Origin of the sequence: Anaerobutyricum hallii DSM 3353 (assembly GCF_000173975.1) — a bacterium.
GTDB lineage: Bacteria > Bacillota > Clostridia > Lachnospirales > Lachnospiraceae > Anaerobutyricum > Anaerobutyricum hallii.
Genome location: NZ_ACEP01000120.1, coordinates 1 through 12,729, shown reverse-complemented (window position 1 = coordinate 12,729; position 12,729 = coordinate 1). Strand labels below are relative to the sequence as shown.

The window sequence follows — 12,729 nt, the reverse complement described above, 5'->3', positions numbered from 1 at the left end:
TGGGCTACGTCAACTGAATGAAGGCAAAATTTCCCGCAAATTGGGGCGTGCAGATTGCAGGAATGATTTTTCAAACACGCTCTAATACTTATCTGCGAGAAGCTGGCAATATAGAATCTCCAACGCTTCTTTTACTGCGCTGTGACGAACCCCCTGACGATTCCCGCCGTAAAAACAGCGCTTCACTATCGTACGTCCCTTTACACAACATCCAATATAAACCAGCCCTACCGGTTTTTCTTCTGTTCCCCCTCCTGGACCTGCAACTCCTGTTGTAACAACAGAGGCATCCGCTCCCGCTGCTCTTACTGCACCTTCAGCCATCTCTGCCGCTGTCTGTCTTGAGACAGCACCATATTTCTCAAGAGTCTCCTTTTTTACACCAAGCAGCTTATGCTTAGCTTCATTAGAGTAAGTAACATAACTTTCCTTAAAAACTTCTGAAATTCCGTCGGCATTTACAAGCGTGCCTGCTACAAGACCGCCTGTGCAGGATTCGGCAGCAGTTACTGTCATCTTCCTGTGAATCAAAATCCGTGTAATTTTCTTTTCAATTGGTTCTTCTGCCATAATCCGATCGGAACTCATTATTTTTCATTGCCTCCCTCTTTTAACACATCAATGTTCTTTGCAAGATAATCTACTAAAGAAACAATCGTAAGAATTAATGCAATATATATAAGAATCTGCTCAGCGATATGTATTCCTCCAGCATATGCAGGGAAGTTTTCTCCGAGATTAAGCATCAGTAAAATAATTGCAAACATCTGGAAATTTGTTTTGAACTTGCCCCAATAACTTGCTGCAATAACAACACCGCTATCGCTGGCTACTAAACGGAATCCACTAATAACAAACTCTCTTGCAATAATAACAATAACAATCCATGCAGCGATCTTATTCTGTGCTACAAGACAGATAAACGCAGAAGAAACAAGCATTTTATCTGCAAGTGGATCCATAAACTTTCCGAAATTTGTTACAAGATTATACTTTCTTGCAATATGTCCATCTAAAAAGTCTGTAATACTAGCTGCACAGAACAGTACTGTAGCGATCCATTTAGAACCTGCAACGAAATCTGTTAACAGGAAAAATACAAAAAATGGAATCATAATGATTCTTACAATTGTAAGCTTATTCGGTAAATTCATCGGCATAAATAACATCTCCCATCAAATCATATTCATTTGCTCCCGTAATGCGAACAGGAACGATATCACCGGAAATCAATTCTTCCTCCGCCCGGACAAATACATTTCCGTCTACCTTCGGCGCATCCATATAAGTTCTTCCAATATAGATATCGTCTTCATATAAGTAACCCTCTATTAAAACGGACATTTCATCATCAATTCGACTTGCAGCTTTATCAGCAGAAATCTCCTGCTGTAATGCCATAATCTCATCCCGGCGGCTTTCCTTTACTTCTTCTGTAATCTGACCGTCCATCTCTGCAGCTTTTGTTCCTTCTTCTGCTGAGTATGGGAATACACCAAGTCGGTCAAATTCCATACTGTCTACAAAGTCCACCATATTTTTGAATTCTTCTTCGGTCTCACCAGGAAAACCAGTAATTAAAGTTGTACGAAGAACAATGTCCGGTATTTCTTTCCTTAACTTCTCTACAAGAGAAACTAATTCTGCTCTATTGGTGCGGCGGCCCATACGCTTTAATATCGTATCCTCACTATGCTGAATTGGAATATCAAGATAATGACAAATCTTCTTCTCTTTCTTCATTACAGCAATCAATTCATCCGTAATTTCTTCCGGATAACAGTACAAAATACGAATCCATTCAATTCCTTCGATTTCACAAAGTTTTGTTAAAAGTTCTGGCAGTGCCTTTCTTCCATAACAGTCCATACCATAAACCGTTGTTTCCTGGGCAATAAGAATTAATTCCTTTACCCCGCCCTCAGCAAGCTTTCTTGCTTCCTCTAACAGATCTTCCATTGGGAAACTACGATAATGTCCCCGAATATATGGAATGATACAGTATGTACAGCGCTTATTACATCCTTCTGCAATTTTTAAATAAGCAGTATATCCACCAGTTGTTACTACACGTTTATCTGCTAAGGAAGCAGGAAGCAAATCAATAGAAGGACAACAGTTTACAAAGGACTTCTCCTTGGGTTCTTCTACTGCAGCTTCTTTCTGTGATGCCTCTGCCTCAGCAAGAATCTCATCAAGAATCGGAACAATCTCTGTATATCCCGTTGTTCCAATTACTGCATCCACTTCTGGAATCTCCTGCTGAATCTCATCCTGATACCGCTGTGCCATACATCCTGTTACAATAAGTGCCTTGAGTCTGCCCTTTTTCTTCCATTCTGCCATCTCGAGAATCGTTTCTACACTCTCTTCTTTCGCATCATGAATAAAACAGCAAGTATTTACTACAATCGCATCTGCCTCGGACTCTTCCTGTGCCACACGGTATCCCGCTTCATTTAAAAGTCCAAGCATCTTTTCACTATCTACGAGGTTCTTGTCGCATCCTAGTGATACAAATAATACATTTTTCATCGGTTATTCATCCTTAACGCTGCTTCTACGCAGTTATTCATTAACATGGCGATTGTCATCGGGCCTACTCCTCCTGGAACAGGAGTAATCGCAGAAACTTTATCTACTACCTTATCATAATCAACATCACCACAAAGTTTATTCTCTTCATTTCTGTGGATTCCTACATCAATTACGACAGCCCCATCTTTTACATAGCTGTCATCAAAGAATTTTGGCTTTCCAATCGCAGCTACTAAAATATCTGCTCTCTGGCATACTTCTTTTAAATTTTTTGTATGAGAATGGCAGATTGTTACCGTTCCATTCTCTCTTAAAAGAAGCATGGACATCGGTTTACCAACGATATTGCTGCGCCCAACAACAACGCAGTCTTTTCCATCAATAGAGATGCCGGAACGTTTTAATAACTGGATAATTCCTGCTGGAGTACAAGATACAAAGCCTGGCTCTCCTGTAGATAAAGCACCTACACTCTGTGGATGGAATCCATCAACATCCTTTGCTGGAGAGATTGCCTGAATAATCTCTTTCTCGTCCATATGTGCAGGCACTGGAAGCTGTACAAGAATACCATTCACATGATCATCCTTATTCAGACGGCTAATTAAACTAAGCAGTTCTTCCTGTGTTGTCTCTTCTGGAAGCTCATAAGCCTGTGACTCAATTCCAATATACGCACATGCTTTCTTTTTATTATTCACATATACGCTTGATGCAGGATCACTTCCTACCTGAATTACAGCTAAACATACAGAAATGCCTTCTTCTTTTAACAGCTTTACCTGTTCTTTTAATTCCTCTTTAATATCGGAAGATATCTTTTTTCCATCAATTCTTAAAGACATAGTATCTCCTCTTTTCTTCATTTATTATGTATTTATACATAGATATTGTACCTATTTAAAATCAAAAAGTAAACACATTAACGATATTTATCTTCACTTTAAATAGCCACAAGATATTTAATAATACAACAAATTTTTCATTTCGTAAAGTCCTGCCGCCAGTTCTTTACAAATTCTTTGCAATTTTTATAAATATTCCTCAAAATAGGATTCTAACTGTTCTGAAGACATTAATACTTTCCGCGGCTTTGTTCCTTCTTCCGGACCCACGATTCCTGCATCCGAAAGCTGATCCACTATTCTTGCTGCTCGATTAAATCCAATCTTAAACATTCGCTGCAGCATTCCAATGGAAGCCTTGTCTTTTTCAATAACAAAGCGGGCTGCTGCTTCAAAATATTCATCTCTTTCCTGAGAAACCGCACTGCTCTTTAATTTATTTTCAATTTTTTCAGTTACTTCTGTATCGTATACTGCCACATCTTCATTTTCTTTTAAAAATGTAACCACATCGCTAATCTCATTATCGGAAATAAAAGCCCCCTGCACACGCACCGGTTTAGAGTATCCTGCCGGATAAAAGAGCATATCTCCCTTACCAAGAAGCTTTTCGGCTCCATTCATATCAATAATTGTACGGCTATCTACACCAGAAGAAACAGAGAATGCAATTCTTGATGGTACATTTGCCTTAATAAGCCCCGTGATAACATTAACCGATGGACGTTGTGTTGCAATAACCAGATGAATTCCTGCTGCTCTTGCAAGCTGTGATAATCTTACAATAGCATCTTCTACTTCTCCAGGAGCCACCATCATAAGATCTGCAAGCTCATCGATAATAATGACAATCTGTGGCATTTTTTTTATAGTTTCTGGATCAATCTCTCCAGATTTCTGAAGTTCCCTTACCTTTTTATTGTAACCTTCAATATTACGAACACCAGTTTCTGTAAACTTCTTATAACGATTTGTCATTTCTGCTACAGCCCAGTTTAATGCTCCTGATGCCTTTTTCGGATCAGTAACAACTGGAATAAGCAGATGTGGAATTCCATTGTAAATACTTAATTCTACCATCTTAGGATCAATCATGATAAGCTTGACTTCTTCCGGTGCTGCCTTATATAAAATGCTCATAATCAAAGTATTGATACACACTGACTTACCAGATCCTGTCGCTCCTGCAATTAATAAATGTGGCATCTTGGCAAGATCTGTTACTACGGTCTTTCCTCCAATATCTTTTCCAACTGCAAAAGCCAATTTGGATTTAAATGTTTTAAATGTCTGACTTTCTATCAAATCCCTAAAATGTACGGTCTGATTATGTTTATTCGGAATCTCAATTCCAATTGCTGCCTTTCCCGGAATCGGTGCCTCGATTCGGATATCAGATGCTGCAAGATTCAGCTTAATATCGTCTGTCAGAGAAAGAATCTTACTTACCTTTGTTCCCTGTTCCGGGAACATCTCATATCTCGTAACAGAAGGGCCACAGCTTATATCTGTAATTGTCACATTCACTCCAAAACTTTTTAATGTCTCATACAGTTTCTGCGCTGTTTCCTGTAAATACTGCTGCTGGCCAGAGGAGTGTCCCTGTTCTTCTTTTATAAGAAGACTTGCGGGAGGAAACAGGTAATCTTTTCCTTCTGCTTTCTTTCTATCTGGAACTACTTCTTTGCTTTCTACAGATGATACTTTCTGAGCTGTTTCTTTCTTAATGGTATCTTGCCTTGCCATTTGCTTTTCTTGAATGGCAATATCCCTATCGTTAACTTCCGAAGCATTATCTTTTGCTTCTGTATCTCTTTGCTTTATCTCAGCCCCATTTTTCCAGATTCTGCTCTCCTCATTTTCTTCCTGTTTTTCCTTCATATCCTTTACTGCTTCTATCTCAGGGACTTCTTTCTGTTCAATCGCCTGATCAGCCGCATCCGGATAAACATTTTCTTCCGAAATGGCTTCTGCCTCAGATACAATACTTTCAGAAACTTCTTCTATCAAACTACCCAAATCTTCATTGATTCGGATTTCTTCTGGCAGTGAAGTATGGAATGCTCCCTTTTCTTTATATGGTGGGGCATAGCTTTCTTCTTGCACTTCTAAAGTACTCTCTTGTGCCTGTTCTGAAATTAATGAGGTATTTTCCTCTGGGAATGTAAACGCACTGAAATCTAACTTACCTTTAAATGGTTCTGTCTTCCCATCCTCTTCTGTGAATGGATAAATCTGCGGATGAAGTTCCCTTACACAATCCTTTCTTTTCACCTCATCAGAGGAAGTAAACACCGGAACATTCACCTTTATATTTTTTATTGTTTTCTCTTGTTCTGCTGACGTAGATGGCTGCTTTTTCGGGTTCTTTTTCTCCTTCTTTTCTTCTAGTTCTTTCACCTTTTCTTCGCATTGTTTTGCTCTTTTCTTATCCGAAGTCTTCTTATAGCCACTCTTCATCTTCAAAAATGAAGTCGCCTTATCTGAAGATTCCTCTTCCTCTTCTAAATTGATCAATCTGTCTTCTGCTGCTGCCGCTTCTCTTTCTAAACGCCGTTTCTCGGCAGACTTTTCCCACTCTTCTTTTGAAGCCCGCACATTCTTAACCATCTTTTTAAAGAAAGAAACAAAAGATCTTTGTGTCAGCAAAATACATGCGAGCAAAAATACACAGATAAGAACAACCATCGCTCCTGCTGTTCCAAATCCCTCTCTTAATAAAAGCGCAACTCCGCCCCCGATAATTCCTCCTGTTGCATGATTATTAATCGCCACAGAAAATAAATCATGCACTGTCACTGTCGTATCTTTATATAACAACTGCGATACGGCCGATACTTCCATCAAAATGACAAATCCCGCACCACACTTCTTCATTGCCAACGTACTGTAATCATTGGCAACCAAAATTGTTATACCAAGGAAGAAAAATACCGGCATAACAAACTGGGCACAGCCAAAAATACCAAAAAAGAAGCTGGCCAGCCATTTTCCAATCAATCCACAATGTCCAAAATTACTAAACATCATAAGAACGACCAGACCAAAAGCAACAACCAACGTAATCTCACTGCTCATCGGAATTCCTTCTGCCTTTTGGGATGCGTTTTTTCTGGTTCCCGAAGTATGATTTTTCGCTGTAGTTTTTCTGGTCACATTATTCTTTGTTGTGACTTTCTTTGTTGTTTTTCGTTTTATCTTATTCTCGTTTGTTTTATTACTTGCCATACATAACACCTTTATTTTCTAAGTTTGATATCTTTATCATCATATCACAAATACCGTCAGAAAAAAAGATGCGTTCTTAAAATAAATAACACATTTTTTCTTCTATCATTTTTTCTCCTGTCTTTTCTTCCTGCTTCTTTCAATCTCCTGATGCAGCCAGAAAAGCGCTTCAGAAACACCACCAACTTCATCAATAATTCCTTCTTCCACCGCCATTTTTCCTACAAGAATTGTTCCTAAATCTTTTACCATCATCCCCTGACGTATCATCATTCTTTCCAGCCTGCTTTTCGCAACTCCTGTATGTGCTTCTACAAATGTAACAATCCTATCCTGTATCAGCCGAAAGTATTCAAATGTCTGCGGCGCACCAATAATCGTACCATTCAGTCGTACTGGATGCAGAATCATCGTTGCCGTCGGTGCAATAAATGTTCGATCTGCCGCTACTGAAAGAGGTACTCCAATAGAATGACTATCTCCAATCACAAGAGAAACCGTCGGTTTTTTGATAGATGCAATCATTTCTGCTGCCGCAAGGCCACAGGAACAATCGCCTCCCACCGTATTAATCAGGAGAAATAATCCATCTATCTCCTGATTATCCTGTACTTGGGTAAGAAGCGGTAATAAATGTTCATATTTTGTTGTCTTTATTCTGTCTGATGATAAATGATGCCCTTCTATCTCACCGATAACAGATAAAAATAAAATATGTTGCCCCGTCCCGTTATTCTCCAGTAATACTTCTCCAAGTTCTAGTAAACTTTCTAATTGCGTATTCATGAGCATCCTCCTCTATATTTTCATGTGCTTCCGAAATCTTTTACACCTGTAGCATGTTTCAAACACGCTCTAATCTTATAAAACGATTTTTCCGAAAGCAGCTTTCCCTTTAGCATGCTCATTTTGAAAGAAAAAACACCTAAGAATTATATCCTTTTTTAATAATTCCTGGGTGTTTTATCTATTTTTAATCCTGTGTGAAAATATTCTTTAGAGCGTGTTTGAAAAATGCTCTAGACTTCCGTTTGTCTCTAAAGCTTTTATTCCTTTAGAATAAATCTCCTGCAGCTTTCCATCTTTTTGCATAAAAAGCCGATGTTCATTTTGAAAACGATGGCTTGTTTTAAGAACCTTCCAACTTTTAAATGTTTCTTTGTGCTGCTTATAATATTCCTTATCTGCAACGAGTATCTGTGTATTACCAGCCTCAATATCTGAAAGTGCTTCTTTTACAGACAAAAATGGAACTGCCCGCCCCTTATAACGATTTGCAAGATATTTCGCAAATACTTCCTCTTCTGTATCGGCAGGTGCTGCAATACTGTTATCTTTTATTTGTTTTAAAGTCGAAATGTTAGAACTTTTTGGCGCTAAAACACAAATATTAGATGTGTAGAATGACTTACTTGCCAAAATATTCTTACCTGAGGATGCATTTGTCGCTCCGATAAAGCCATCTATAGACTTCTTAGAAAGATTTTCATTATAAGAAGATGCATCTACAGGAACAAATTTATAAGTAAATGGTTCTTCTTTTGCCATTGCTGCAACAAAATCTGCATAGTATCCTTTTGGCAGTCCATCTTCTTCGTAATAATATGGTGCATTATCATCTATCACGCCGATATAATAATCTACCTTTGTCTCTGCCTCTTGCTTAGTGCCCCCTAATGTGCATCCTGTCAGAAGAAATAAGAATACTAACAGCATGATACTAACAGGTATCCTCTTCTTTTTTCGCATGGTGTTCCTCCCTGTCTGCTTTCCGATTTACAATCCTAACTCTCTACGATAAATTGCGATGCGGTTTTCAATTTCCTGCAATTCCTGCTCAATTTCCCTGATCCGTGCCTTACCTTTTTCCATATCAATTGCTGTTTCCTTCACAACTTTTGTAATGTAACGGGGAAGATTAAGATTATATTCATTTTTTTCTATCTCATCCCTCTCCACACAGGCACACAATCCAGGAATTGTCTTTCTCTCACTCCAAAGCTGATCTATAGTATCTATCTGTTCCTTATCAAGACTTTCTATCTCCGAGCAGTCAAAAAACAAGATATCTTTTCGTTCTCGATTCATCTGGAAAAATAAAATTGCCTCGGCCTGCCCTATAGAGTGAAATATGGAATCCGGAAGCAGCATTATTGTATCAAGACAATTCAATTCTTCCACAAGATACTTACGAATTTGCGCTTCTCTTCCTTCCCGGTAAAGCATCGCACCAGGAAAAACTGCCGCCAAAAATCCATTCTCTTTTAAACAAGAAATTGCTGTCAGTAAAAATGGAAATTCCCCCTTCGTTCCAGCATAAAACTGTTCTTTTCCAAGAGAAAGTTTTGGTGAAGCTATATATTCTCCTGCTTCTACACCTTCCGGCATAAAAATAAGGATATTATCTGCTCCATCTGGCAAATCTCTGATTGCTCTCCAGTCCTTTTTCATGAAAAGATGTAGGGAATCTAATGGAATTCCTCTCATATAACATACAATCGTAAAAATATCAATATATTCCTGTTCCTTTGTATAGCCATAAATCTCTATATTTTTTTCTGTACTTATAATGGAAGATGCCAAAATACCATACTGAAATTCTGGAAATAAAACTTTACATTTTCCTTTTTTCTTATGAAATCGCCTGCAAAAAAACTTATGATACAGTTCGCTTAGTTCTTCCGATATATAGGTATCTTTTTTTAACTTTGCAAATTCTGCAATCAGCAAAATAAATAGTTTTGGATACTGCCTGAGCAATTCTTCTTTACAATCCCAGCCATCAATTTTTTTTAGAAATTTACGAAAAAATCTTGCATAACTTTTTTGTTTTTCTAAAGAATGTACTCTTTCAAGGCTTTTATAAAATGAAAATTCTGTAAGTTGAAAATCTTTATTCAAAAGATGTAAAAAAGAGGAAGCGGATTCCATAAATTTTAAAAAGGAAGCTACCTGAAGCTTTCCACGTATTGCCATCTTCACTAATTCACCCGGCTTATAAGCCTCTTCTAGTGAGTCACCATGTTTTAAACAAAGATACTGATAAAATAAGAGGAACACACAACTATCTCTGTATTCCTCAAATGTCAGACCCGGATGACTCTCACTTAAAATTGACAAAAATTCATATTGTAACTGTTTTTCGTCCATCCGTTTCCCCTTTTATAATTTTTCTAAATGGTGCATCATTTCTTCTGTCAGAACTGCCTCTTCTAAACGCATCTTTTCCATAAGAAGTACTTTTTTCCGCTTCTGATAATAGTACAGCTTACCAATTGACATCTGCGTTGATAAATTCGGACACTCAATCATCAATTGACGAATCATGTGTACAGATAATACCTTAACTGAAGAGTTTCCCTGAATGGCAATCATCCGTTGCCTTTTTATCTCTGGATGTTCATTAAAATACCATGCAAAGTAATAGGGATCCATTATCCCATTCTGAAATTCTATCGAAACAAAATTGGATGGGATAATCTTGCCCTCATGCTGTTTCTCCAGTACGGCAGCACGATGGAAGGAGGTCAGTCCGATTACGATGCTATGCTCTTTTGCCAGATTTAAATTCTTCACCTTTTTTTTATCAACCAAAGCCGTAGGAACTTCATAATCCCACACTCCATTTTCCTCGTCAATTAACTGACTAATCGTAAGAATGGGATACTCTGCTCCCTCACTTAATATCTTTGGCTTTATCCTATTCAGTACAACACCATGCGTAATCTGGCTGATTTGTTCTAAAAGGAACTCCAACCTCACTGCCCCCTCGTAAAAATAATTTATTTGATAATCTCGCGAAGTGCCAGATTAATTCTTCCCATCTTATCAATTTCAAGAACTTTTACTTTTACTTTATCACCGATATTAACAACATCTTCTACTTTCTCTACTCTTTCTTTAGAAAGTTTAGAAATGTGAATCAGGCCATCCTTATTTGGAGCTAACTGTACAAATGCACCGAAGTTCATAATACGAACAACTTCTCCCTCATAAATCTTGCCTGCTTCTACAGGTTCTACGATAAGACGAATGATTTCCATTGCTCTGTCGATCATTACCTGATCTACACCACAGATATCTACTCTTCCCTCATCATTAATATCAATCTTAACGCCTGTCTCATCAATGATTGCGTTGATTGTCTTTCCCTGTTTTCCGATAATCTCGCTGATCTTATCTGGATCTACATGCATCTGCATAATCTTTGGAGCATATTCTCCAACGTGGTCTCTCGGTGTAGAGATTACTGGTTCCATAACATCAGTAAGGATATGTTCACGAGCTTCTTTTGTACGAGAAATTGCCTCACGGATAATATCTGGTGTTAAACCGTGAATCTTGATATCCATCTGAATTGCTGTAATACCATCATGTGTACCGGCAACCTTAAAGTCCATGTCTCCGAAGAAATCCTCAAGGCCCTGAATATCTGTTAATACGATGTAATCATCATCGCTGTCTCCTGTTACAAGACCTGTAGAAATACCTGCAACTGGTTTCTTAATAGGTACACCTGCTGCCATTAAAGATAAAGTAGATGCACAGATACTTGCCTGAGAAGTAGAACCGTTAGATTCTAATGTTTCAGAAACAGTACGAATTGCATATGGGAACTCGTCCTCACTTGGAAGTACTGGAACTAAAGCTCTCTCTGCTAATGCCCCATGACCGATCTCACGACGTCCCGGGCCACGGCTAGGCTTTGTCTCACCTACGGAGTAGCTTGGGAAATTGTAGTGATGCATATATCTCTTAGAAGTTACATTTGCATCAAGGCCATCAATCTTCTGTGCTTCAGATAATGGAGCTAAAGTTGTAATTGTCATGATCTGAGTCTGTCCACGAGTAAACATACCTGAACCATGTACTCTAGGTAAAAGATCAATCTCTGCAGCTAATGGACGAATCTCGTTAATAGCACGGCCATCTGGACGCTTATGGTCTTTTAAGATCATCTTACGAACCGTCTTTTTCTGGAACTTGTATACTGCATCATCAATTAATGGAAGCCAGTCTTCGTGTTCTTCTGCGTAACGTTCTTCTAACTTCTCTTTAATCTGACGGATATTCTCCTCACGAACCTGCTTTACATCTGTAAATACTGCCTCTTCCATAGCTTCTGGAGTGATGAAATCTACCATATCATTCCATAAATCTTCTGGAGTGTCTACATGTTCGTATTCATGTTTCTCTTTTCCGCATTCTTCTACGATACGATCGATAAACTTAATTACTTCCTTATTTACTTCATGTGCCTTGAAGATAGCTTCAATCATCTTATCTTCTGGAACTTCATTCGCACCAGCTTCAATCATGATTACTTTCTCTGCTGTAGAAGCAACTGTAAGTGCAAGATCAGAAACTAACTGCTGGTCTGCTGTAGGGTTTACGATAAATTCTCCATCAATAAGACCGATTCTTGTTCCGGCGATAGGACCATCAAATGGAATATCAGAAATAGATGTTGCAACAGAAGCGCCAAGCATTGCTGTTACTTCTGGAGAACAATCAGGGTCTACTGCCATAACTAAGTTATTCAGAGTTACATCATTTCTGTAATCTTTAGGGAATAATGGACGCATTGGACGGTCAATAACACGGGATGTAAGAACTGCATGTTCAGATGCCTTACCCTCTCTCTTATTAAATCCTCCAGGAATCTTACCTACTGCGTACATCTTCTCCTCAAATTCAACACTAAGAGGGAAGAAATCAATTCCTTCTCTTGGCTTCTCTGAAGCTGTTGCTGTGGATAAAACCACTGTATCACCATAGCGCATAAGTGCGGCACCATTGGCCTGCGCTGCCACTTTTCCGATTTCAACTGTCAGTGTTCTTCCTGCCAGTTCCATAGAAAACTGTTTTACCATTACTTAAACCTCCTGAAAAAATATATTTATCTAATGAGGGAAGGTTTCCGAAACCACTGAAAAAAGCACTGTTTCCTCCAATGCTCTTTTCAGAAGTCTCGGGCACATCCTTCCCATAGTCATAAATTATGACCTAATCTTTACTATTCTATCACAGGATAAAAAAAACTGCAATAGTTGAGGTTACTATTTAATTCATTAAGAGAGAGACGCCCAGGAAGAGAACCGATAGCCTATATTTGTGT

At 38.4% G+C, this 12,729-nt stretch carries 10 protein-coding genes; all 10 read right to left on the bottom strand.

The genetic code is table 11. From position 1 onward, the window contains the following. Positions 1-81: 81 nt before the first annotated feature. Positions 82-588 carry a CinA family protein gene (locus EUBHAL_RS12025; RefSeq protein ID WP_005350146.1) on the bottom strand — a complete coding sequence of 169 codons (507 nt, stop codon included), beginning with the start codon at positions 586-588 and terminating at the stop codon, positions 82-84. Continuing rightward, positions 588-1,154 carry a CDP-diacylglycerol--glycerol-3-phosphate 3-phosphatidyltransferase gene (gene pgsA / locus EUBHAL_RS12020; RefSeq protein WP_005350144.1) on the bottom strand — a complete coding sequence of 189 codons (567 nt, stop codon included), beginning with the start codon at positions 1,152-1,154 and terminating at the stop codon, positions 588-590. Before pgsA ends, EUBHAL_RS12025 begins: the two co-directional genes overlap by 1 nt. Beyond that, positions 1,138-2,535, bottom strand: a complete 1,398-nt coding sequence (rimO, locus tag EUBHAL_RS12015) for a 30S ribosomal protein S12 methylthiotransferase RimO (RefSeq protein ID WP_005350141.1) — start codon at positions 2,533-2,535, stop codon at positions 1,138-1,140. Before rimO ends, pgsA begins: the two co-directional genes overlap by 17 nt. Beyond that, a complete protein-coding gene (gene folD, locus EUBHAL_RS12010) occupies positions 2,532-3,383 on the bottom strand; it encodes a bifunctional methylenetetrahydrofolate dehydrogenase/methenyltetrahydrofolate cyclohydrolase FolD (protein WP_022170410.1) in 852 nt (283 codons plus the stop codon). Before folD ends, rimO begins: the two co-directional genes overlap by 4 nt. Positions 3,384-3,569: 186 nt before the next feature. Continuing rightward, the gene (locus EUBHAL_RS12005; RefSeq protein WP_005350135.1) at positions 3,570-6,611 is read right to left on the bottom strand and encodes an FtsK/SpoIIIE family DNA translocase; all 3,042 of its coding nucleotides are present in this window, start codon (positions 6,609-6,611) and stop codon (positions 3,570-3,572) included. Positions 6,612-6,716: 105 nt separating this feature from the next. Further along, the gene (locus EUBHAL_RS12000; RefSeq protein WP_242648796.1) at positions 6,717-7,397 is read right to left on the bottom strand and encodes a ClpP family protease; all 681 of its coding nucleotides are present in this window, start codon (positions 7,395-7,397) and stop codon (positions 6,717-6,719) included. A gap of 210 nt (positions 7,398-7,607) precedes the next feature. Beyond that, a complete protein-coding gene (locus tag EUBHAL_RS11995) occupies positions 7,608-8,360 on the bottom strand; it encodes a transporter substrate-binding domain-containing protein (protein WP_005350131.1) in 753 nt (250 codons plus the stop codon). Between the two features lie 27 nt (positions 8,361-8,387). After that, the gene (locus EUBHAL_RS11990; protein WP_005350124.1) at positions 8,388-9,761 is read right to left on the bottom strand and encodes an N-6 DNA methylase; all 1,374 of its coding nucleotides are present in this window, start codon (positions 9,759-9,761) and stop codon (positions 8,388-8,390) included. A 12-nt stretch (positions 9,762-9,773) separates the two neighbouring features. Next, positions 9,774-10,367, bottom strand: coding sequence for a restriction endonuclease subunit S domain-containing protein (locus EUBHAL_RS11985; protein WP_044923349.1), 594 nt, complete (start codon positions 10,365-10,367; stop codon positions 9,774-9,776). A 26-nt stretch (positions 10,368-10,393) separates the two neighbouring features. Next, positions 10,394-12,484 (bottom strand): polyribonucleotide nucleotidyltransferase, encoded by a 2,091-nt coding sequence (locus EUBHAL_RS11980; protein WP_005350119.1) that lies wholly within the window; start codon positions 12,482-12,484, stop codon positions 10,394-10,396. Positions 12,485-12,729: the final 245 nt, after the last annotated feature.